The 23,420-nt window shown below is 46.4% G+C and carries 23 protein-coding genes; 15 read left to right on the top strand and 8 right to left on the bottom strand.

All coding sequences use genetic code 11. The annotated features are described in order from the left end of the window. Window positions 1–3: 3 nt before the first annotated feature. The 4 genes from spoVAC to REC12_RS10600 are packed head-to-tail and all read left to right on the top strand — an operon-like array spanning window position 4 to window position 2,095. The gene (gene spoVAC, locus REC12_RS10615; RefSeq protein WP_308894244.1) at window positions 4–483 is read left to right on the top strand and encodes a stage V sporulation protein AC; all 480 of its coding nucleotides are present in this window, start codon (window positions 4–6) and stop codon (window positions 481–483) included. Window position 484: 1 nt separating this feature from the next. After that, entirely contained in the window at window positions 485–1,489 is a 1,005-nt protein-coding gene (gene spoVAD, locus REC12_RS10610; RefSeq protein WP_308894242.1) for a stage V sporulation protein AD, read from the top strand. Between the two features lie 14 nt (window positions 1,490–1,503). Beyond that, complete coding sequence (gene spoVAE, locus REC12_RS10605) at window positions 1,504–1,857, top strand: stage V sporulation protein AE (protein WP_308894240.1); 354 nt, start codon at window positions 1,504–1,506, stop codon at window positions 1,855–1,857. Window positions 1,858–1,888: 31 nt separating this feature from the next. After that, window positions 1,889–2,095, top strand: a complete 207-nt coding sequence (locus REC12_RS10600) for a DUF1657 domain-containing protein (protein ID WP_308894238.1) — start codon at window positions 1,889–1,891, stop codon at window positions 2,093–2,095. 121 nt (window positions 2,096–2,216) lie between these two features. Here REC12_RS10600 and mutT read toward each other — a convergent pair whose 3' ends face one another. After that, window positions 2,217–2,615 (bottom strand): 8-oxo-dGTP diphosphatase MutT, encoded by a 399-nt coding sequence (gene mutT, locus REC12_RS10595; RefSeq protein WP_308894236.1) that lies wholly within the window; start codon window positions 2,613–2,615, stop codon window positions 2,217–2,219. Between the two features lie 71 nt (window positions 2,616–2,686). After that, a complete protein-coding gene (locus REC12_RS10590) occupies window positions 2,687–3,712 on the bottom strand; it encodes a threonine aldolase family protein (protein ID WP_308894555.1) in 1,026 nt (341 codons plus the stop codon). A gap of 366 nt (window positions 3,713–4,078) precedes the next feature. Here REC12_RS10590 and REC12_RS10585 point away from each other — a divergent pair, with 366 nt between their 5' ends. From REC12_RS10585 to REC12_RS10550, 8 genes are all read left to right on the top strand, one after another. Next, on the top strand, window positions 4,079–4,405 hold the full coding sequence (locus REC12_RS10585) for a tautomerase family protein (protein WP_308894234.1): 327 nt from the start codon (window positions 4,079–4,081) through the stop codon (window positions 4,403–4,405). Between the two features lie 45 nt (window positions 4,406–4,450). After that, complete coding sequence (locus REC12_RS10580; RefSeq protein WP_308894232.1) at window positions 4,451–6,037, top strand: PucR family transcriptional regulator; 1,587 nt, start codon at window positions 4,451–4,453, stop codon at window positions 6,035–6,037. A gap of 192 nt (window positions 6,038–6,229) precedes the next feature. Beyond that, window positions 6,230–6,874, top strand: a complete 645-nt coding sequence (locus REC12_RS10575) for a TorD/DmsD family molecular chaperone (RefSeq protein WP_308894230.1) — start codon at window positions 6,230–6,232, stop codon at window positions 6,872–6,874. Between the two features lie 26 nt (window positions 6,875–6,900). Further along, a complete protein-coding gene (locus tag REC12_RS10570; protein ID WP_308894228.1) occupies window positions 6,901–9,099 on the top strand; it encodes a molybdopterin-dependent oxidoreductase in 2,199 nt (732 codons plus the stop codon). Window positions 9,100–9,112: 13 nt separating this feature from the next. Beyond that, entirely contained in the window at window positions 9,113–9,679 is a 567-nt protein-coding gene (locus REC12_RS10565; protein WP_308894226.1) for a 4Fe-4S dicluster domain-containing protein, read from the top strand. A 1-nt stretch (window position 9,680) separates the two neighbouring features. Then, window positions 9,681–10,511, top strand: coding sequence for a dimethyl sulfoxide reductase anchor subunit family protein (locus REC12_RS10560; RefSeq protein ID WP_308894225.1), 831 nt, complete (start codon window positions 9,681–9,683; stop codon window positions 10,509–10,511). 224 nt (window positions 10,512–10,735) lie between these two features. Beyond that, a complete protein-coding gene (locus tag REC12_RS10555; protein WP_308894224.1) occupies window positions 10,736–12,775 on the top strand; it encodes a molybdopterin-dependent oxidoreductase in 2,040 nt (679 codons plus the stop codon). Between the two features lie 22 nt (window positions 12,776–12,797). Then, entirely contained in the window at window positions 12,798–13,370 is a 573-nt protein-coding gene (locus REC12_RS10550) for a 4Fe-4S dicluster domain-containing protein (RefSeq protein ID WP_308894222.1), read from the top strand. Window positions 13,371–13,547: 177 nt separating this feature from the next. Here REC12_RS10550 and acs read toward each other — a convergent pair whose 3' ends face one another. Then, window positions 13,548–15,857, bottom strand: a complete 2,310-nt coding sequence (acs, locus tag REC12_RS10545; RefSeq protein ID WP_308894221.1) for an acetate--CoA ligase — start codon at window positions 15,855–15,857, stop codon at window positions 13,548–13,550. Window positions 15,858–16,406: 549 nt separating this feature from the next. Between acs and REC12_RS10540 the strand changes: the two genes are divergently transcribed. Further along, window positions 16,407–17,354 (top strand): DUF4474 domain-containing protein, encoded by a 948-nt coding sequence (locus REC12_RS10540; protein ID WP_308894219.1) that lies wholly within the window; start codon window positions 16,407–16,409, stop codon window positions 17,352–17,354. A gap of 95 nt (window positions 17,355–17,449) precedes the next feature. On the opposite strand, the gene REC12_RS10535 is transcribed toward REC12_RS10540, so the two are convergent. The 4 genes from REC12_RS10535 to REC12_RS10520 form a co-directional block, all read right to left on the bottom strand. Continuing rightward, window positions 17,450–18,490 carry a M42 family metallopeptidase gene (locus tag REC12_RS10535; protein ID WP_308894218.1) on the bottom strand — a complete coding sequence of 347 codons (1,041 nt, stop codon included), beginning with the start codon at window positions 18,488–18,490 and terminating at the stop codon, window positions 17,450–17,452. A gap of 118 nt (window positions 18,491–18,608) precedes the next feature. Further along, window positions 18,609–18,863: a hypothetical protein gene (locus REC12_RS10530; RefSeq protein WP_308894216.1), complete on the bottom strand. Its 255-nt coding sequence runs from the start codon at window positions 18,861–18,863 to the stop codon at window positions 18,609–18,611. Between the two features lie 52 nt (window positions 18,864–18,915). Further along, the gene (locus REC12_RS10525) at window positions 18,916–19,584 is read right to left on the bottom strand and encodes an HD domain-containing protein (RefSeq protein ID WP_308894214.1); all 669 of its coding nucleotides are present in this window, start codon (window positions 19,582–19,584) and stop codon (window positions 18,916–18,918) included. Between the two features lie 29 nt (window positions 19,585–19,613). Further along, on the bottom strand, window positions 19,614–20,507 hold the full coding sequence (locus REC12_RS10520) for an Fpg/Nei family DNA glycosylase (protein WP_308894212.1): 894 nt from the start codon (window positions 20,505–20,507) through the stop codon (window positions 19,614–19,616). Window positions 20,508–20,674: 167 nt separating this feature from the next. Between REC12_RS10520 and REC12_RS10515 the strand changes: the two genes are divergently transcribed. Beyond that, window positions 20,675–21,601, top strand: a complete 927-nt coding sequence (locus tag REC12_RS10515; RefSeq protein ID WP_308894210.1) for a LysR family transcriptional regulator — start codon at window positions 20,675–20,677, stop codon at window positions 21,599–21,601. A 43-nt stretch (window positions 21,602–21,644) separates the two neighbouring features. Here REC12_RS10515 and REC12_RS10510 read toward each other — a convergent pair whose 3' ends face one another. After that, window positions 21,645–22,256, bottom strand: a complete 612-nt coding sequence (locus REC12_RS10510) for a GNAT family N-acetyltransferase (RefSeq protein WP_308894208.1) — start codon at window positions 22,254–22,256, stop codon at window positions 21,645–21,647. Between the two features lie 185 nt (window positions 22,257–22,441). Between REC12_RS10510 and REC12_RS10505 the strand changes: the two genes are divergently transcribed. Continuing rightward, the gene (locus REC12_RS10505; RefSeq protein ID WP_308894206.1) at window positions 22,442–23,014 is read left to right on the top strand and encodes a xanthine phosphoribosyltransferase; all 573 of its coding nucleotides are present in this window, start codon (window positions 22,442–22,444) and stop codon (window positions 23,012–23,014) included. The last annotated feature ends 406 nt before the right edge of the window (window positions 23,015–23,420 follow it).

The following is a 23,420-nucleotide window of genomic DNA, read 5'->3' as shown; positions in this document are numbered from 1 at the left end:
ACTATGTCCGATAAAAAGAAAAAAAAGCTTTCTCCGACTCAGCAGGAATACCAAAAATTTGCCCAAGACAGGGAACCTAAGAGGCCCATCCTGCTCAATTGCCTAAAAGCCTTTTTCACAGGCGGGCTAATTTGCGTTATCAGTCAAGGTATACAGCTGTTCTTCATTACATATTTCCATTTCACACAAGAGACTGCCGGTAATCCTACCGGAGCCGTTATCATCATAGTTACCATCATCCTGACCGGTTTGGGTGTTTTTGATCATATCGCCCAATGGGCAGGAGCAGGCACAATCATTCCGGTGACAGGTTTCGCGAATACCATTGCTTCAGCTTCTATTGAACATCGTACTGAAGGTTATGTTCTGGGAGTTGGCGGCAATATGTTTAAACTGGCGGGTCCGGTCATTGTTTATGGAGTATTCTCCTCCTTTGTTGTTTCCTTAGTCGTCATAACGTTAAGAGCATTGGGTGTGATGTAATATGTTGCAAGGTCATCAATCATGGGTTTTTGCTTCCAGACCAACCATCATTGCTTCAGCGGCAGTGGGAGGCCCCCGCGAAGCTCGCGGTTCCCTGGCCGACGATTTCGATCTCCTTCACGAGGATATCTGGCTGGGTCAGGACAGCTTCGAAAAAGCCGAGCGGAAATTACAGGAACAAGCCACTGAGTTGGCTATAAAGAAAGCGGCTCTGAAAAAAGAGGATATACAGTTCTTATTAAGCGGGGATTTAATCAACCAGACAGTTCCCAGCAGCTTTGCCGCCCGCACTCTGGGAGTTCCTTTCCTGGGGCTGTACGGAGCCTGCTCTACGTCGATGGAAGGCTTAGCTTTGGCTTCACAGCTTGTTGACAGTAAATTCGCCAGGAACGTTCTCGTTTGCACATCAAGTCATAATGCCGCATCAGAAAAGCAATACAGGTACCCTACGGAATATGGGGCTCAAAAGCCGCCTACAGCCCAATGGACTGTCACCGGGTCCGGTGCGGCCCTGGTAGCGGACCAGGGAGAGGGTCCGAAGGTAACCACGGCGACAATCGGCAGGGTCATCGACATGGGGCTGTCCGACCCCTTTAATATGGGCGCAGCCATGGCACCCGCGGCAGTAGATACCATCGAGGCCCATTTTCGGGATTTGAACCGGGAACCATCTTATTATGATCTTATTGCCACCGGCGATCTGGGCAGAGTTGGGCACAAAATTGCCGGTGACCTCTTGAAAAAACACGGGTTAGAGATCCCTGAGGAAATTTTCACTGATTGCGGGATTTTAATTTATAAGGAAGATCAACCGGTTGTTCTGGCGGGAGGAAGCGGTTGCGCCTGCGCGGCAACCACCACCTTCGGACACTTTCTTAAACGCATGCGTCAAGGTAACTTAAAAAAACTTTTAGTGATTGCCACAGGCGCCCTTCTCTCCCCTATGTCCTTTCAACAGAAAGAAAGTATTCCCTGTGTTGCTCACGCAGTAAGTATTGAACTATAAGGAGCGCGGTGATTATGGAAAAATTTCTTTGGGCTTTTTTGATCGGAGGGGGTATTTGTGTCATAGGGCAACTCCTCTTGGACGGTCTTAAGTTTACTCCGGCCCATACTACCTGCACTTTAGTTGTGGTAGGAGCAATTCTGGGGGGATTCGGTCTTTATGATCCTCTGATTAAATTTGCCGGTGCCGGAGCTTCCATACCCATCAGCAGCTTTGGCAATTCCCTGGTCAAGGGAGCTTTAAAGGAATTTCAGGAAGCGGGCCCGATCGGAGTTCTTACCGGTATTTTTGAAATTACCAGCGCCGGTATATCGGCAGCGATAATTTTTGGCTTTCTGGGAGCCCTTGTTTTCAGGCCTAAAGGATAAAGAAACGTCTTTTTAAGGAGGTGATAAAAAGATGACCGTAGGAACGCAAATGACCCAGGCTATAGCCACAGTCCAAAGTGCCGCGGCAACCATGAAGACCTTTGCCCTGGAAACTCAGGATCAGGAGGCCAAAAAGACCTTCGAACAGCTTGCTCAAACCTTTGATTCCGCTCTTACCGTTTTAAAAGGCAGAGAGCAATATATTCAGCAACAGGAACCTCAGTATAAACAGCAATAAGCGCAATGAACCGGCTGCTTCATATGTAAATCTCTCTAAAAAGCCCTAGGCACCTTTCAGCCTAGGGTTTTAAATAAGCATTTTATACTATGGTTCTTAACGCCAAACAGCCTGATTTAGTCTATAGTTGCCATAACTTCGTCTCGGATTTCAGCTTTTGAACCAGAGAAATGTCCGCAGGAGCAAAGTCATAAGGTTCGAGCTCAGGACAACTAACCCAAGCGAACCGGCTATGCACTTTCAAAGTAACGTCGCCGGACAGCCAGCGGCAAAAAAACGCCAGTAGTTTTATAGTTCCATTGCTATAATCATAAATACTCTGAGCAAAATAATCTAAGACTTCAATATCGATTTCCAATTCTTCTTGGATCTCACGCTTTAAGCACTCCTGTGGAGTCTCACCCGCTTCGATTTTGCCCCCCGGGAATTCCCATTTACCTGCTAAATTCTCACCAGGTGCCCTTTGCGCGATCAAAACCTTGTTATCCTTTAAAATAATGGCCGCCGTTACTTCCTTCATGATTTTCATCCTTATTTCAATTTCTCGATTTTCAAATCCTTTTCTGCCTTCATCCCAACCGTTTGAGCTATCTAAAGCAGCGCTTTAAAATCCTTAATAAAGGCCAATACGGCTTCTTCTTGCGTCGCCCAGGAAGTCACCAGACGAACTGCGGAATTATTCATATCGACCTTTGACCAGACATAAAATGAGTAGTTCTTCTGCAGCTCAGAAATCATTCGGTCAGGCAAGATCGGAAAGATCTGGTTTGAGGGGGAGTGGACCAGAAACCCGAAGCCCGCTTGGCTGATTTCTTCCCTGAGCAAACCTGCCATGGCATTCGCATGCTTGGCTAAATCAAAGTACAAATTATCCCGGAACAGTTCAAGAAATTGTACGCCGAGAAGTTTTCCTTTCGCCAGGAGAGCTCCCTTCTGCTTCATATGAAACCGGAAATCCTGTTTAAGCGCATCACAACAAATCACAAGAGCTTCCCCCAGGAGAGCGCCATTTTTAGTTCCTCCGATGTAGAAAGCATCAACCAATGCCGCCAACTCGGAAAGCTCCAGGTCATTCTCTTCACAACACAAAGCCGAACCAAGCCTTGCCCCATCCATAAACAAAAAGAGATTATTGTCACGGCAGCATCTGCTTACCTGTTCGAGTTCTTTCCGATTGTAAATAGAACCAATTTCCGTCGGATTAGAAATATACACCAACCTGGGCTTGACCATATGCTCGTCGGTATGAGAGTCAAGGGCCGCCTTAATATGCAAAGAATTGAGCTTTCCGTCTCCTACTTCGACAGCTATGATTTTATGCCCCGTAGCCTCTATCGCTCCCGTTTCATGCACTAAGATATGCCCTGTATTAGCCGCAATTACGGCTTCATGAGGTCTTATAAAAGCTGAAATAGCCGTAAGATTCGTTTGCGTGCCACCGGAAAGCAAGTGGATATCAATATCGTTTCTCCCAATTCTTTCTTTTAAGATTGCGCTGGCTTTTTGCGTATAGCAATCCTCGCCATAGCCTTCAACCTGTTCAAAGTTCGTTTCCAGCAAAGCGTTCAAAAGTCTGGGATGGGCGCCTTCACTGTAGTCGTTTTTAAAACTGTACATCATTAATACTCCCTTTTCTCTTGATATCTAAATTATATAAAGAAGACTTGATTCAGGCGGAGTTTTAACTCCATCTGAATCCTAGTCGCACTTATCCAGGGACTTAGCCCCTCTTGACTCACCGCTTGCCAAAGCGGGAGTCTTAGAGCGGATCAGTCAGCGGATAAATTCAAAACTGAAACTAATGAGTTTCCCGGACAGCCTTTTTAAGTGCTACTCTTTATCTTAACCTTCAAATACCGGCAGTTCAATGACTTCGCTGCTTTAATCATAAAACTACTTGAATTTACAGACTCCCGTTCCTCATAATAGACTCAGATCTAAAAATTTGCTAGGCCAAAAACCAAGCGAGGGAGGATATTTGCAATGCCCCAAATTAAAATTCGCGGAATCGAAACAGACACTGTACGCAAGCTGAGCAAGCATCTCATTGACGAGCTCGAAACCCTGACTCAATCCCCAAGAGACTATTTTACCCTGGAAGTGATTCACTCTACCTTCATCCTGGATGGAGAACTCTCCCAAGGATATCCCTTTGTGGAAATCGCCTGGTTCGACCGTAGTCAAGAGACTCAAGACCAAGCTGCGCGGGCCATCTATCAATTGCTCAAAGAAGCCGGCTATCCCAACGCAGACATTATGTTTACAATTCTGGAAAAACCGCGTTACTATGAAAATGGCGAGCACTATTAAAACAACCCTCTCTCTTCCGGAAAGCACTTATTTGAGGTGATCATAATGACTATGGACTTGCCGCAAGGTATTACCTTGGGACAGCTGAGCAGAGCTTTTAATTTAAGTATTCCTGCCGACTTTGATCTTCTCTGGGAAAAAGTCTCTGAGCTTGACATTCATATCCTGCACTTAGATGTCAAGCAGTACATCCTCCCTTTTCCCGGTTGTGAAGTCCATATATTCCCCGTGGATCACAATCTAACGCTCCAAATCACATCACTGAACAACAATCCGTTCTGCCAAGAACAACCTGTCCGGCTAGAGTTCAGGAAACCGGCATTGCCTTGGCTAGAGTTCTCCGCAAATGTAGAAAACTGGCTTGAACGGCAACAAGTCCGCGTTTTAACCGCTTGCGATCAATGCTTTCATTGGCTTACTCAAAATCTCTCCAACCAGCATGACTACTCCATCGTCGACAAACTTAAAACTATTCTGGGGTATGACGTCTTTCTCCTCGACAGCCAATTAGACGTTCTGACCTGGTCAGGCGGAAAACAATTACCTGAAAATCCAATCCCCTTTTTCCCGCCTAAAATGCCCACAAAAGCTTCTGTGGCTCCTTCTCCCGGGTTTACGGAGACGTTTAAGGGATTCTGGAAAGATTCCCGCAGCGATCTGTCCTTAACCTGGTATCCGCTTAGCAGTCAACAGGGCATTCTGGGATATTTAGGTTTAAGCGTTGGGCCGGAGTGCTTCGGAAGCATAGAACACTATTTCCTTGATAAAGCCTCCGCGCTCTTGTCCTTTGAATTGCTAAAAAATCAAAGCATCTGCGAAAACGAACGGCAGCACCACCGCGACTTTCTCTTTGACTTGCTTTACAATAACTTTGAATCCCTTGAGGTTATTTGTTCACGCGGCAAACTCTGGGGCTGGGATTTTAGCAGGCCCCATTTAGTCGCCGTGGGAGAAATTCAAGATTTCGCCCCCCTTCCCGTCGAACGACAGCGTCTGGATAATCTGATAACGAAAGCAACACGTACCCTCCGCAACCTTGATCCCGCTACTATTTGTCTGGAACGCAGCGACCAAATTGTTTTTCTCTTTCCGCTGCGGGAAATGACAGCTCAATCCCAGACAGCCAACACGGCGGAACTGCTGCTTCAACCTTTCTGGAACCTTGCCGCTACTCTATTTCCGGACCGCAAGATCTTTTTCGGTTTGGGCAGCCTTTACCCAACTGCCAGGGAAATCCACCGCAGCTTTCAAGAAGCCAGATCCGCTTTGGAAATAGGCCGCCTTTTATACCCGGATAAACGTCTGACAGCCTTCAACGACCTGGGGATTATGCGCCTCCTCCAAAAACTGGATCACCAGGAACTCGAAGATTTTCGCCTGGAAACACTAAAACCCCTCTTAGATTTTGACCGCGACGGCAACCTCGAACTGGAGCAAACTCTTCTGACTTATTATCTCTGTAACGGCGACCTCAACCAGGCTGCCCAGAAGCTTTTCCTTCACCCCAACACCCTGCGCTACCGGATTAAAAAAGCCTCCGAGGTTCTTGACCGGGATGTCTCGCATCTTAATCAGCAGCTTAATCTCTTTGTGGCTCTGCAAATAGGCCGCTTAAAAAACTTATGGTCCTAATCCGCAAATTTCCCTTTGCCCTTGCGCCTGCCTGTTTTCTCAGTGTTAACAGGCAGGCGTTGTTTTATTTAACAAAAACCCCTCTTATTTTTCATAGTTGACACCAAAGACAAAACTTTACAGGAGCCTTATACTTTGGTTGCGACAGATTGACGAAGCCTCAATCAACCAAGTCGAAAGGAGAGACCGTCTTTGACTGTTACACTTAACGCCCTGATTAAACAAAGCGGCCTGATCACAAGTTCCGTTTCAGCCCTTCTTGCACTCAGCCGCTTGTTTGCAGCCGGCGGAGAACAAATGTCTCATACCTTGCCGGAACTGGTGAAATCGACCCAAAACCTAGGTCTGAAACTGCCGCAGATGAGGCAAACCGGCCAGGACCTGGCAGCTTATTCTCAGGTTAAACCTTTGGAGCTCCGGCAAATGTGTTTTGAATTCAACCGTCTCTTTGTCGGTCCGACTTCGCCAATAGCTCCTCCCTATGAGTCCGTTTATTTATCCCCAGAGCGCCTGGTAATGCAAGAACATACCCTGGAGGTGCGCCAAATGTATCAGGCGGAAAACTTAATGGCCACTTCACAAGGTACCGCTCCCGATGATTTTATTGCCACCGAACTCGAATTCGCCGCCTACCTTCTTAACTGTGTAAGCCGGGAATCATCCCGGGGAAATTCCTCAAATGCTGTGAAATACCTGGATTTATACAACGAATTTATGCAAAAGCATCCCCAACGCTGGCTAAAACTATTTGCGGCTTCGGTCTTGGAAAATGCCCGACATCCCGTTTTTCCTTTAATCATGCAAGTGCTCTTAGGCACAATCGAACTAGCGTTTTAAATCGACTAACGAAAAGGAGGATCACTATGAACATCTCCCGCCGCCAATTTATCGGTGCAACGGCAGCAACTGCCGCCGGCACCAGTCTTTTCAGTTTTCGGATGCTGACAAAATTAAACCCTGCCGCGGCAGCGGATACCAATGCCGAATTTCAGCAGTTCCGCAATGTCTGTCCCCGCAACTGTTACGATACTTGTGGTCAAATCTCCTTCGTGCAAAACGGGGTTTTGAAAAAAGTACAAGGAGACCCTAAACACGGCTACACCAACGGCAAACTTTGCGTTAAAGGCTATACTTACACCCGCCGTGTTTACAGCCCCGATCGCATTAAATACCCTATGAAGCAAACTCCCCGCGGTTCCGGCAATTGGACGCGAATCAGCTGGGACGAAGCTATGGAAACAATAGCCAAGAAAATCCTGGCTATTAAAAAGCGTTACGGCTCGACCTTGCCTATTTGTTTTGACAAATACTCCGGCAACTTTGGCATCCTTCATTACGGAGCAGACGGAACCATGTCCAGCATTGGGTATACGACACGTGCTCTGGGAACTCCTTGCTGGCCCGCCGGAATTGATGCCCAGACTTATGATTTTGGCACTCTCTATTCGAACGACCCGGAGGATATGGTCAACGCCAAATATTTGATTCTTTGGGGACAGAACGCGGCCTGGACCGCTATTCACAGTGTTCCCTTCATTGCCCAGGCCCGCCAGCGCGGCACCAAACTGGTAGTCGTTGACCCCGTTCTGACGTCCACAGCCTCTAAAGCAGACCTCTACATCCAAATAAAGCCCAGTACCGATGGAGCTCTGGCCTTAGGGATGGCCCGTCATATTCTGGACAACAACTGGGTTGATTGGGATTACGCTCACGCCAACAGCGTGGGGTTTGACGAGTGGATTGATTACCTGAAGAAAAACGTTACCCTGGAATGGGCGGCGGAGAAAACCGGCGTCCCCGCCGATATCATCAAAGAGATCGCCCGGGAGTATGCGACCAGCAAGCCCGCCAGCATGTGGGTAGGATATGGCATGCAGCGCCATACAAACGGCGGTCAAAACGTCCGCATCATCGACGCGCTTGGCGTAATGACCGGCAACGTCGGCAAATCAGGCGGGGGAGTTAACTACGGCCATTTAGAAACCTGGGGGTTTAATTACAATGCCATGGCCAATCCCGCCCCCCAGGGCTCCAAGGGCTTCGTCGGAGCGGACGGCAAGACGGGAGACCGCAATATCAACATGAATAACTTCGCCCATGATGTCCTGGCGCAGCAGGACCCTCCGGTAAAAATGCTCTGGCTGGCTTGCCGCAACCCCGGAGCTCAGGACCCGGATACAACAGCGATTGAGAAAATGTTTGCTTCTATGGAATTTGTCGTAACTGTCGATTCTTTTTTTAACAAAACGGTAGAAATGTCAGACATCGTTCTTCCTGCGACAACCCATTTTGAAAACCTGGACGTCAATGCCAGCTATTGGCATTACTGGGTCGGTATCAACCAAATGGCTATCCAATCAATGTACGAAAGTAAAAATGACGTGGAGATCGCTATGCTCCTGGCCAAGAAAATGAACGCCCTGGAAGCAGGGTCTTGCACCTTCCCTACCAACGGTACCCCGGAAGAGTGGTTGGCAAAAGAATTTAACCCCGCTATTTATAAACTTTTGGGCATATCCGATTGGAAAGAACTCCTCGACGGTCCGCGCAAAGCTAAAATGCCTGCCGCATCCTGGTCGGACGGCCAATTCCGCACGCCTTCCAAGAAGATCGAAATCCACAGTGACACTGCTCAGAAAAATGGCCTGCCACCCCTGCCGGTTTGGGTCGAAGAAATGAAAGCGCCGGACAAATACCCCATCCGTCTGATAACACCCCATCCCCAGCATGCCTTGCACTCACAATTTCAAAATTTAGACTGGATGATGGCTGCCAACCCCGAACCGCTCTTGGAAATTCATCCTAACCTGGCTTCCCAATATGGAATCGGCGAAAGTGATGTTGTCAGAGTTTTCAACGACTTAGGTTCAATTACCCTGAAAGCTCATTTAACCCGAACTACTTCACCCGATGTAATTGTCTCCTATGAATCATGGTATAAAAACTCGAACTACAATGTCAACTATACCGTTAAAGCCATACCCAGTGATATGGGAAAACAAGCTACAGGCAACGATGGCTTGGCTTTTCACGACAACTTTGTAATGATTCAAAAAATTTGAGGAGGGGTAACGCATGAGTAAGCAGCTTGGCTTTTTGCTGGACTCGGAAAAATGTGTAGGCTGCCGGGGCTGTGAAATGGCTTGCAAAAACGAGTATCAAAGTGATCCGACGCCGCGCTGGCGCCAGGTTTTTAAACTTGATGAGAACAGCTATTCGCTTCCGGCGCGCATGTTCTTTTCTATGGCCTGCAACCATTGCGCCGAACCGCAATGCCTGAAGGTTTGTCCGGTAGGTGCCTATACCAAAAGAGAGGACGGAATTGTCGTTCACGACCATGACCGCTGCATTGGCTGCCGCTTGTGCACCATGGCCTGCCCCTATGACCGGCCCCAATTTAATCCTTCGAAGGGTAAAGCCGAAAAGTGCAGTTTGTGTTATCAACGTATCGACCAAGGACAAAAACCTGCCTGTGTAGCCGCCTGTATTCCCGGAGCCTTGCAGCTGGTAGAGATCAACGAACAGCTTGACCGCAAAACAGGCGTCCTAAAAACTCTGCCCGGACTGCCCAGTCCGGCGATAACCAATCCATCAATTCGCTTTATCGGGCCTAAGCAAGGCCAACAAATAAGGAGGGATTAGCATGGGAACTTGGGAATGGCCATTAATTATTTTCACAGTTTTGGGAGAAGCAGCCATCGGCATTCTCCTGGCCTTATGGTGGCTGGACCGCACCCCTTTAGATTCGGCATTATATAAGAAGGCGACTCTCACTTCCGGGGCTCTGCTGGCCCTGGCCCTTATAGCTTCTTTAGCTCACCTTGGACACCCGGAAGCGGCCTACCGCGCTATCTCACATTTAAGTTCATCCTGGCTGAGCCGGGAAATACTCTTCTTTTTATTGACTGCAGCGGCCTGGATCTATCTTTTTTTCCAAACCCGTCAGCCCCAGGGCAACCGGCGTTTGGCCGCTGGGATTACCGCTCTGCTCGGCCTCTTAGGCGTGCTCAGCAGCTCTATGATTTATGTGTTGCCCCGGGTCCCGGCTTGGGACAGTGCCCAAACACCCTTCTTTTTTCTCCTGACAACCGGCCTGCTAGGTGCGCTTACTCTCCTGGTCTTAGGTCATAAAGCTCTTACCCCAGGCCAAACCTCTACGCTCATCTATTGGTCAGCAACTTGTATTGTTGCCAGTTTGCTTTCTTACGGCTTGTACCTTTCCCTGCTCAATGCCGGCAGCTCTGAAAGCGTGGCCACTGTCCAATTCATAAGTGCCAGTCCCCTATTCTGGGTCCGGGTGCTCACAAATTGGCTGGCGCCCTTGATTTTGCTATACTTTATTATCAAAAATAAAAAAGCAGCCAATCTTAACTTGATCTTACTTTTACTCGTCACCAGCGGTCTGGGTGAACTTCTGGGACGTTCTCTCTTCTATTTAAGTGCCGTGGGCATCCACATAACCGCTTTAAAATAAGAGCTTAGTTTGGCGAGAACTGTTCCTTGGCAAAAGGCACCCGTTTTTGTGCGCTCAATTCACTTCCTTTAACACGAATTGGCACTGCCTGGCGGATGCCTTTCCTCATGAAAAATAAAAGGAATTGTCCGGGGAAATAACGAACAATCTAAGCTATAACGAGAAAAGTGTTTTTGTTTCTTGGGCAATGGTCGTCGCAATTCCGTCAAGAAGGGGTGAATGCAATGCCGCAAAAGCATTATCACATTTGTCCGCGAAACTGTTATGACACCTGCAGCATGATCAGCACAACCAGCAACGGAGTTCTTGTTTCAGTCGAAGGCAATCCCAGCCATGACTACACCAATGGCAAACTATGTCCGAAAGCTTTGCATGATGTCAAAAAAGTCTACAGCCCTTCGCGTATCCGCCATCCCCTGCGCCAAAAGCATCGTTTTAGCGGGGACTGGGAGCGGATTACCTGGGATGAAGGACTTGACCTGATTGCCCGGGCAATTTTGGGTATTAAGAACAAATATAACTCCACGTTACCAATCGCTCTGAATAAGTATTCCGGGAATTTCGGCGCTCTGCACAACGCTATGGAGTGGCTGTTTTCCGGGATTGGGCCCACCACCAGAGCAATCGGTTCTCCCTGCTGGTCCGCCGGGATTGATGCTCAGGCTTTTGATTTTGGCAGATTCATTTGTTCCGACCCTCAGAATATGGCTAAAGCCAAGCTTATTTGGCTTTGGGGTGTCAATCCGGCCTGGACAGCCATTCATCAAATGTCTATTATTTTCGACGCCATAGATCAGGGAGCGACCGTAGTTTGTTTTGATACCCACCTCAGCGCCACGGCCGTCAGATCTCACAGATTTGTCCAAGTGAAACCGGGTTCCGACGGTCTGCTCGCTCTGGCCATGTGCAAGGTTCTGCTTAAAGAAAACTTTATAGACCCCAAGATTAAAGACTACTCTGTCGGCTGCGACGAATTCATCTCCTATTTAAACTCCGAGATCGATTTAGAGGAAGCTGCTCAAACAACAGGGGTGAAGAGTGAAACCATCAAAAACCTGGCTATTGCCTATGGCCAAACCCATCCTGCCTGCATCTGGGTTGGTTTCGGCCTGCAGCGTTACACAAACGGAGGGCAAACACTGCGGGCTATCGACGCTTTAGGCGCCTTAGCCGGCCATATAGGGGAAGAAGGCGGCGGTGTCAACTACGGTCATTTCGAAACCTGGCAGTTTACGGATACCCAGCAAAGTCAGAGCACATCCCCAAACCGCCGGCTGAATATTAACAGGTTTGCCACAGAAGCCCTGAACTGCACAGACCCACCTGTAAATTTGCTGTGGCTATCCGGCAGAAACCCCCTCTCTCAGGATTCAGATCTGAAACTGTGGCACAAACTGGTCCAGCAACTGGACTTGATTGTAGTTAATGACCTTTTCCTTACCAGCTCCGCTGAAGCGGCGGATATCTTTCTGCCGGCAACGACTCATTATGAACATTGGGACCTGAACTCCAGTTACTGGCACTATTGGGTTGGCATCAATGAGCCGGCCATCTCTCCCCTCGGCGAAACAAAATCTGATCTCGAAATTGCCTGGAATATCTCAGCAAAACTCAACGAACTGGAACCGGGCAGCTGCTCTTTCCCGACCCATGGCTCCGAAAAAGAAACCGTACTGAGACAGCTTAGCCCGACATTACTCCGGCAGCTCGGTTTAAGCGAACCGGAAGAAATTTTATCTCAGCCGGCAAAGGCAAATTTGTCCCCTACCGCTTGGAGCGGCCGCAAGTTTGCCACTCCTTCCGGCCGCTTTGAATTCTTCTCGGCCACTGCCGCCGCTGCGGGGTTTCCCGCACTTCCTTCCTACCTGCCTGCCCAACAGCCGCCCGGAGATGCTCCCTTGCGTCTGCTGACACCACACCATACCTCCATGATCAACTCCCAATCTTACCTGGAGAGCGATCAGACGTCCAACTGTTATAAAGTACAGCTTAATCCGCAGCTTGCCCAGGACTACAAACTCAAAGAAGGGGACCTGGCAGAGCTCTTTAACGAATCCGGTATTCTGCAGGTGCGGGTACTTCTTGATCCAACGCTGCCTAGGGATGTCGTGATTATTTACCGCGGCGCAACCCAGCAGCAAAGTCTTGATCTAAACGTACTGTTCCGGTCAACCACTACTGATATGGGAACCGTAAGTACCGGAGCACCTGGATTCGCTCTCAACGAGACCTTTGTCAACCTGCGAAAACTCACCAAGCGCTAAATCAGCCCCGGAACATTGCTCAATGGAATTAGGAGGGATACAAACGGTTAAACAATTAGGCTTTGTTTTAGACACCAATCGCTGTTTGGGTTGCGGAGCATGTGTCAGCGCCTGCCAACTTAATCATCGCCTCCCCTCATCCCTTACCTATCGCTCTATCCGTGAAGTCAAGGATCATAATTCCGAGGGTCTAAGCCAATTTTTTCTCTCTCTTGCTTGTAATCATTGCGCCAATCCGGAGTGTTTGCGGGTTTGCCCGCAAGGCGCTTATGCTAAGCGCCGCGATGGGATTGTCATCCATTCCCCGGCAAAATGTACAGGCTGCAAATCCTGTGTGACCTCGTGCCCTTTTAATGTTCCCAAAATTCATCCCGTAACCAGCAAGGCGAGCAAATGCCAGCTTTGTTACAAGCGAATTGACGACGGACAGCTTCCCTTCTGTGTCAAAGCTTGCCCTACAGGAGCCCTTAGACTCACTGAACTGCAAACGTTACCCTTCGACAGTTTGATACGGCTGACAGCATCCTTGCCCGGATTGCGGCTGACAAACCCTTCCGTTTACTACCAAACACCTAGAAGAGTAAAATTAGATTAGTTAAAATAACAAGACCCGTTTTTTGTAATTCTCTACAAAAAACGGGTCATATTTTTGTAATTCAAAACAATAGCTTTGATTTTGAACTTTAATTTGCTTGGAATCATTATACACCTTTAATTTGTCGGCCACAATAAAATAACAAAAGCAGGGAAGAAATTCCGCAATCAGCTCACACTAGCCCGCTGAACCGCAGAAGCAAATCTGTCCTTCCTCGGCCAAGTCATCGGTTATGCTCCCTTCATTGATCACGGCATGGCTGAAATCCGGGGCCCCACTGCTAAAAATTGCCTCAAAAGTACTACTGTTGTTTATCATGATGTTGGAGATGGCCAGGGCAATCTCTGCCGGCAGATTCAGCCGTTCTATCCACTTAAAGCAATAGAAATTGGTAACCGGGTGTCGTGATCCTTCCTTGGCAGGAGTCGCGAACCAAACCGTGTAACTATACCCTTCGTAGGACTCTTCTTTACAGCGGTTAAACGTTGCCGAGTCGGGAATCGAAATCCTGCTTCCAAGTTTAAGCGAAGCATTCCGGGCAGCTTGGATCTTCTGAGCATCAATGTTCTTCTTAAGGAAATTTATCACCGCCGCGTCGGCAAGAGTGCTGGTATCTCCCATAGCCCGACCTTCGGCGATATCCTTAAGCAGACGCCTCATGATTTTTCCGCTTCGGGTTTTGGGCAGCTCGGCCGTCAGGAAAATATCATCCGGCCTTGCCAGAGAACCGATCTTCAGCACAACATGGGCCTTCAGCTCATCTACAAGCTTCTCCCCAACTTCAATTCCTTCTTTTAAACTAACGAAAGCAAATACCGCCTGACCCTTCACTTCGTGGGTCCTGCCCACACAAGCTGCTTCCGCAACAGATGGATGTTCGACCAAAGCACTTTCCACTTCCGCGGTTCCAATCCGGTGCCCCGAGACGTTAATCACATCATCGACGCGGCCGATGATCCAGAAATAGCCGTCTTCATCCCACTTTGCTTCATCTCCGGTAAAATATACCCCTTTAAATTGGTTCCAATAGGTGTCTTCATAGCGCTTGTCATTTCTATATACTGTTTTGAGCATCGCCGGCCAAGGCTCGCGCGCCACTAAATATCCGCCCTTGCCTTTCGCTACGGGATTGCCCGAATTGTCAACTATCTCCATATGAACACCCGGGAAAGGAATCGTACACGAACCTGGCTTGAGAGGAGTAACCCCCGGCACCGGAGTCATCATAATCATACCTGTCTCTGTTTGCCACCAGGTATCTACGATCGGACAACGCTTTCCTCCGATGTGTTTGTAGTACCACATCCAAGCTTCCGGGTTAATCGGCTCGCCGACAGAACCCAAAAGACGCAGGCTGGAAAGATCTCTGCTTAAAGGATAGCTTTCTCCCCATTTCATAAAGGTGCGAATTGCCGTCGGCGCAGTATATAAAATAGTTACCCGGTATTTTTCCACGATCTCCCAATAGCGATCCTTTTCAGGGTAATCCGGAGCCCCTTCATACATCACAACCGTAGCACCATTGGCCAACGGCCCGTAAACTAAATAGCTGTGCCCTGTTATCCAACCAATATCGGCAGTACACCAATAAACATCTTCTTCTTTAAGGTCAAACACCCATTGATGTGTTGTGGAAACTCCTACCATATAACCGCCTACCGTATGAACAACCCCTTTGGGCTTTCCGGTAGTTCCGCTCGTGTACAGAATGAAGAGCATGTCATCTGCTTCCATAGGTTCAGAGGGACAGACAAAAGAGGCACTCTTAATAACCTCGTGATACCACACATCCCGTTCCGCCTCCATGTTTACCGGCTGACCGGTCCGCTGCACCACAATCACTTTTTCTATACAGTTTACATCGCGTAGGGCTTGATCCACACTTTCTTTTAAAGGGATAGTATTTCCCCGGCGATAACTGCCATCCGAGGTTACTAAAATTTTCGCCTGGGCATCAAGAACCCTGTCCCTCAAAGCTTCCGCACTAAACCCGCCGAAAACGACACAATGAGCCGCACCGATTTTAGCACAGGCAAGCATGGATATAACTGCCTCCGGGATCATCGGCATGTATATTGTCACCCGGTCTCCTTTGACCACACCATAAGATTTTAAGACATTGGCAAACTGGGACACCTCGCGCTGAAGATCCTGGTAGGTTAAAACTCTTCGATCTCCCAACTCTCCTTCAAAAATAAGGGCGGCCTTATTGCGGCGCGGTCCTTCCAAATGACGGTCCAAGCAATTATAAGCCGCGTTCAATTTTCCGCCGACATACCATTTGGCAAAAGGATAATTCCAGTCCAAAACTTTATCCCACGGTTGAAACCAACTTAACCGCCCCCCTTGTTCCTCCCAGAAGCTTGCCCTGTCTTTTCCAAGTTCATAAATCTCCGGGTCCTGAATCACGGCCTTGGAACGGAACTCCCCAGGAGGAAAAAACAACCGTTTTTCCTCCATCAGTCCATCACGGTGTTTCTCTTCCATCTCTTATTCCTCCTTTTCTTTGTTATATGATACATCAAACTATTTGAAATGTTAAGAATATTTAATTTATGATTTGATAGTATGCACCTATTGTAAGATCTCTCCAAAATTAGCATTGAGGCCACGGAAATTATACGGCTGGTTAGGTACCTATTGGGAGCCATATCAGCAGCAATATGGGGCCAGCTGCTAAATAACTTATTCTCTGGTTTCACATTATGAGATGTCGTTTCACAGTTATGATAAAAACTACCTGCTCTCTTAATAATCGGCAATTTAAACTTAACTAAATAATATGGTTTATATTAATGTATAACAGCAGTCAATGTAAATATACTATTTTATAATTGGATAATCAGTAATTTTAATTTCTTCCTATTTTTAGTTTACCAGGCTCAATCTTGATAACAAGAGCCCAGCGCATTTCCGCTAATACCCAGCATCAAACATTTCAGCCCCAATCCCTGACTTGATCTCAACTAAATTTTTAATTTAATGCACCATTCCCTACCACAAGTCCGTACTATGTACAAAGGGGAGGTGTTTTGCTTGTCCGAACAAATCAATATATTCGATGAAGAACCGATCAGATGGGACAATTACAAAAATTTCGGAGCCTTACCTGAAGAAACAGGTATTGACGCTTTGGATGAAATAATAGAAATTACCGGTTATTCCTATGATCCTGAACAAGATATTTTTTATTCTAATATGGACCCCTGGCAGAGAAAAATAGGATACCGCCGTTTTTTTGATGAAGCGGCAGCACCTACGGGAATGATTATAGATTGTGAACCGATTACCTTTCAGTACAACAATAAAGAATGGCTGATTGGCTTTTGGAAAGGCCAATACGATTTAGTCACCGGGTCGGAAATAGGAGTGTATACAAAGTCTTCCAAACGAACCCTTTCCAGTTTAATCTTTGGCACCCTTTATCAAAGCGCCACTAACGACGAGCTTTTACAAATGTCATCAACATTAAAGAAAAACGGCAAAGAGCTTTTCACCAGGCAAGATAAACACTGGTGGCTGACCGGTTTTAAGTTAGGGGAATTTTCACAGCCCTCGGAATTGACAATGGAAATAAGCGTCACTTTGCAGGATCAGACCATGTGTGCCGCCTTTATCAAGGGATTAAACGATGCCGGCTATTCCGAGCAGGAATTGCGCAGAAGCGGATTGACCGTAAGTTTCGAATTCAACACTCCGCATACCCCGCAGCCCCTTACGCGGACAAAAGCCCTGGAGCGGATCGTGCAATGGAAAAACGAGCAATTGTGCAATATGTTTCAAGAAATTACCGGATCGTCGACCACTTTGCCTGAGAAACTGAAAATTCTTGAACAACTGTCACCAAACCTGTATAACAGGATTATTGACATGGGCAGGTCAAAACCCTTATATAACCTGCAGCAAACATTATTAGCGGTGAGCATTGCACTTTTGATTATTATAATTGGAGCGGTTTGCTCCATCTATTTTCTCAAGTCATAAACTGAGAATCAGAGCACTGCTACCTGCTGACAAAAAAGGCTTTGAGCGTCTCCGCGTTCAAGGCCTTTATCCTTGTGCCCGCCAAAGAATCTGCATTATTGCGCCAAAAGATAATGCAGGAGCAACCCGGCAGTATTGGCAAGAGCCTCCTTATGAGTGCGTTCATGTCCGTGCGAAGCATCAATTCCCGGCCCGATTAAACCATGCACAATGTCAAAGCCGGCACGCAAGGCCGAACTGGCATCAGAACCATAATGCGGATAGACATCAACTTTATAATAGATTTTATGTTCTTGGGCTAATTGTACTAATTTTTGGCGCAAGCCGAAATGATAAGGGCCGGAGGAATCTTTAGCGCAGATCGAAACACAAAATTCATCCGTTGCTTGTCCCTCACCGACTGCACCCATGTCCACGACCAAATATTCTTTTGTTTCCGGAGTTATACCGGCATTGCCGCCATAGCCAATCTCCTCATTATTGCTGAACATTATGTTTGTCGTATAGGGCAGCGGCAGATTATTCTCCCGGAGATATTTGAGAACCCCCAGCAGAACGGCAGCACTGGCTTTGTCATCAAGGTGGCGGCTATTGATAAAGCCGCTGTCGGTTACCCGAAGCCGAGGATCAAAGGAAACAAAATCACCGACGGCAATACCTAAAGCTGCCACATCATCTTGATTTTTCACCTTTTCATCAATACGCACTTCCATAGTGTCATCATTGCGTTCCTGTTTGGCATGATCTTCATAGACGTGGACCGAAGCGTGAGTGTTGAGAATGGTACCCGAATACCGGTTTCCCGCCCCAGTCTCAAGATAGCAAAGGGCGCCTTCCAGGCTGTTCCAATTATAACCGCCGATTTTAGTCAGCTTTAGCCTGCCGTTGGGCTTGATTTCCTTAACCATAGCCCCGAGAGTATCGACATGAGCTACAATATGACGGTGGATACTCCTTTCTTTACCTGAAATCGTCGCGATTAAAGCTCCCTTATGCGTGGAATTATAAGAGATGCCTAATTCGTCTAATTCTCTGCTCAGATAATCCATAATCTTTTGGGTATTGCCCGCCGGACTGGAAATTGAACAAAGTTGAATTAACTGCTTCATGATATAGGTTAAATCTGCAAAATCCATTTACATCCCTGCTTCCATTCATGTTTGATGTTTTTCAAGCACCTTTAAATATCTTTAAATGTCTCAAATAATTTTAACATCAAAAATACTAGGATTTCGAAAAAATTCACAAATCCCTTTAATTCTTTCCGAATTCTTTGTCCAGCTTTTGTTCAATTTCTTCATCCGTCAAGTCAAATTCACGGATATATTCTCGCGCCTTTTGCCTCTGGGTATAATAATATTGCCTGCGCTGCTCTCTCAGGCTTATCGGGTCTGGCCTGCCACGTCCTACATTTCGCAAACTCCGGTAAATAACAAGGCTAAGCAGTGAAGTAAGCAAAAGCATAATAATACTCTGCATGGGGCTTCCAAAGCCAAAACCTATAATCATTAATCCGCACCTCACAACCTTGTCTTATTAACTCTATCCGGGAAGTCGCTCTTTATACCAATCTATTATCCCCTGAGCCCAAGAAAGACTCCGGATTAATTTCAGAGTTTAAATAACCCGTGCATTTTTCCAAGAAAGTTAGAATGCTTTTTTCTTCTTCCAGCTTCTTGTCAAGGGTTAGGTTTCCTCTGCCTAAGCGGTCACATAGCCCTAGTAGGGCTATCTCGCGGACGGAGACCTCAGAGGCCATCCTGTCAATATCCGCAAAAGGCAGTCCTTTAGTAACGAAGAGTATTTGCATATGCCACCTTACCATTTTGGCTACTTGGTATATAAAAGCATCCTCATCGGTAAGTTCTTTAAGAAACTTAACGGCAAGCCTCTCTCCCAGCTTATCATGATCATAAGCGGTGATTCTCCCTTTAGTTAGTCTGGTTGCAGATGCTTTACCCAAATCATGGAGCAAAGCTGACCACATAAATACCCTTGGATTTTGGCTAAGATGTTTCCTTTCTCCTGCATTGTCCAAGACTAACATGGTGTGGTTCCAGACATTTCCTTCCGGGTGATGTTTCGGCGATTGAGGTACTTGCTTTAAGTCTCCCAGCAGCGTATAAGGATATTTTACCCTAAATACTCCGGTTTTGCTTAACTCATTGAAATAGCTGGAAGGTTTTTGCTCGTTCAGCAAATGGGCATCGAATTCCTTAAATGTGGACATTTGGCAAGCTCCTTCAGTTCTTTGCTGAATTATTTCTGACAGTGCGGACAGTAGAAGGCATTCCGGCCTCCAACCTCTGATTTTTTAATGACAGTTTTACAATTTAAGCATGGCTCTCCAGTCCGTTCGTAAACCTGAAACTGGGGATTATATCCGCCGGTAAAATCGTCCCAAGGCGCAAAGGGTTCCTCCATGTCGCCGCCCAGGCGAATGGAATCCTGAAGAATCGTTACTAAAGCATTAAATAAAGCAACACTGTCGGCATCGCTTATGGCTGAAATCAGACGAGTGGGCAAAATGCCCGCCCTAAACAGAGCTTCGTTTGAATAGGCATTTCCCACCCCGGCTATATTCTTGGGATTCATTAGCCAAGGTTTGATCATTCCTCTTTTTCCTTTGATTAAGCGGGTGAATTCCAGAGCCTTAAATTGGGAATCTAAAGGATCACTGCCTAATTCACCTAATTTGCTTTCAAGTTCATCTTGCCTTAAGTAATGCAAATACCCTAAAGTAAGACTGCAGAAAAAGAGTATAGAATCATCATTTAAAATAAAAACAACACTCGGTTTTCCCGGTAAGCCTTTAATTCGCTGCCGCAAATCTTCCGCCTTACCCTCAAGGATCTCCGACATTATTTCTTTAAACTCCGGGCTATTTTTCTGGTTTGTTAAGGGCAGCAAAAACATTCTGCCGTCCAGCATCATATGTGTTAAGAGGAAATGTCCGTCGTCAAGATGAAAAATAATATATTTGCCTCTGCGGGTAATAGCGCGAATCAACTTACCCATAACGCTTTGGCAAAAAGCCGTACTTTCCATATTTACACTTTTAACCCTTAAGACTTTGACTTTTTTGATCTCTTTGCCTTTTACCCACTTATTTAAATAATCCCTGTATATCTCCATCTCAGGTATTTCAGGCATACCAACTCCACCCCCTCTCAGTTCGCTTGTTTTTTATAATTCCACGGACCGTCCGAATTAATGTATGCTTAACGGTAATGTAAGGACCGGGACATTGTTAAAGTGTAGAAAAAGAAGTATCATTATAGGAATCTATTAATTGGAAATCTAAAACCAGAGGTGCAGCTATGATCAACGATCCTTTAAAAACCTTCGTTACTGTAGTCGAGCACAAAAACTTTTCTCATGCCGCCGAAGAGCTTTATTTATCACACCCTAATGTCAGTTTGCAAATACAGACTTTAGAAGAAGAACTCGGCACCAAACTCGTCGACAGCTCGTCAAACCACTTGGAACTTACCCAAGCGGGCGAGATCTACTATAAATATGCCAAGCAAATTTTACGTTTGCACAACAAGGCCCTACAAGAAATAAAACAGCTGTCCAACGTGGTCACAGGTACTCTAAAAGTTGGAGCCAGCTATACTATCGGAGAATATATTTTGCCTTTTGCAGTGGCTGAGTTCGCAGCTCAATACCCAAAGGTAGACATTGAAACCTCTATAGCCAATACGGAGGAAATCATCCAGGCTGTGCGAACGAATCAGTTAGACGTTGCCCTTGTGGAGGGAGAAGTCGATCATTCGGATATTCTGATCCACTCCATCATGGAGGATGAAATTATCTTAGTTGTTCCTAATCAACACGCCTTGGCCCGGCTTCCCATCGCAACTTCGGAACATCTTCAGGATCAAGTCTGGATTCTCAGGGAGAGCGGCTCGGGAACCCGCGCTTTTAGTGACAAGCTTATTAAAGAATGGGGCATCAATGTCAGAAAGGCTTACATCTTCGGAAGCAGTCAAGCCGTGAAACAGGCAGTTAGCACAGGTTTAGGAATTGCACTTGTCTCGCGCTGGATTGTACGCAAAGAGTTAAATGCCAAAGAATTAAAGTCGCTTAGAATAAAGGGCAAGCGGCTGACCCGCTCTTTTTACCTGATACAACCAAAAAATCACGAAACATCCGAGGTTACGGAAGCTTTCACAGAGCAGCTCCTAAATCACGAATTGATTACTTCGTGGAGAAAATTAGGTAAAAGAAACATTGATAACTAAGGTGGGGTGACAAGGAGGATAACAGGATGGCAAAGCCTCTTTGCTAATTGCGACCGATTTCCCGGGCTAGAGGGGCGGACCTATTAAATTCTAATTTATGCAGATAACGTTTTCCCATTAAATCGAGGTATATTGCCCGTATGATTTGTCCTATCTGCTTATTCATAGTCGTCAATGACGCTTTTAGCGGGCGTATCATCAGGTGCATAGGAACATCCCAGATTATGTAGTCGATGTCCGGAACCAAATAAAACCCGGCGTTTTGATAAAACCTTATTCTCCCGGCGCGAAGTTCTCTTTCTGCAGCGGATTTTGAATTCTCGGGCTTCTCAACCTCAACAATAATACCTTGATTCCGGGAAAAATCAGTTATTAAATCTTCCAGAAAAATTGATCCCAGACCCCTGTTTCTAAATTCTTCATACACAGCCAATAAGCTGATGAGGACATGGCCGTTGGCGCACCCGTCTGCGCATAGGGCATAGCCGACATCTTTTTTATCCCATTGCAAAAGATAGCCTTTTTGTACTCCCTTTGCAAGCTGTGCCGCCAGGACATCGTAAGGGGCATATTCGCCCTCCGCAAAATCAAGCTCAATTCTTTGATAGATGCCCTTAAACTCTGTGAGCATCATTTTTCTGATTGTCGTATTCATCGCTTTCCCCTTTAAAGTAATACGAATTTCTTCAGCCAAACCTTTGGAAGGTTACTGCGAAAAGTCCAAAGAATCCTTTATTGATTTTTTTCGATATTCAAGTTATCCTTGTTATTATTACATTCTATTTCTATGTCACTCCTTGATTCAGGAGTTTTTTCATTTAAGAAGGGAGTATTACCAGCATGCAGCTCTTAAAAGATAAAATTCGCGCCGACGCCAGGATAATCGAAAATCGGATCATCAAGGTCGATAATTTTCTCAATCACCAATTAGACATTAGGTTGTTCAATGAAATCGGCAAAGAGTTCAAACGCCGGTTTTCAGATAAAGAAGTAACCAAAATAGTAACCATTGAAACCTCCGGTATTGCCATCGCCAGTATTGCGGCTCAGTACTTCAATTATATTCCTGTGGTGTTTGCGAAAAAACACGCGGGGATTAATATGAACCAGGATGTCTATGAAGCTAAAGTTTATTCTTATACCAAAGACCAGGAATACTCCATTAAAATATCCCGGGAATTCCTAACCCCTAAGGACAAGGTCTTAATTATCGATGATTTTCTGGCCAGCGGAAGCGCGCTCCTGGGGCTGATCAGTTTACTCTCTCAAAGTAAGGCGGAAATTGCCGGAGCAGGTATCGTCATCGAAAAAACATTTCAAGAGGGCCGAAAACGCGTCGAAGAAACAGGTGTTCAATTGGAATCTTTAGCGATTATCGATTCAATAAAGGACGGCCAAGTCATTTTTAAGTAACACTTAGCAACTAAAATCACTCACGCACAACAGCTTTTCTTCACGCTGAAAAGACCACCGGTTTGGCTTTTGGGCTTAGAGTCTTAGCAACAGTCGCATTTCACGCAATCAATTTCTGAAATGCGGCTGTTGCTTTCTTTATCCGCTGACTAATCCGCTCTAAGACTCCCGCTTCGGCAAGCGGTGAGTTAAGAGCGGCTAAGTCCCTGGATAAATGCGACTAAGATTCAGATGGATTTAAAACTCTACCTGAATCAAGTCTTCTTTATCTACTTATTGAAATAATACCGGTAATAGTCCCTGTAGCCGCTTGCTTGAACCGGTTCGTTGCCGTTTTGATAGTGATTGATACTAAAAGCCACAAACTCCCGCACAAAGGGCGAAGCTCTAAACAATTGTTCATTAA

It is taken from the genome of Candidatus Desulfosporosinus nitrosoreducens (assembly GCF_030954495.1).
Taxonomy (GTDB): domain Bacteria; phylum Bacillota; class Desulfitobacteriia; order Desulfitobacteriales; family Desulfitobacteriaceae; genus Desulfosporosinus; species Desulfosporosinus nitrosoreducens.
This window is presented reverse-complemented; position numbering and strand designations above follow the sequence as displayed.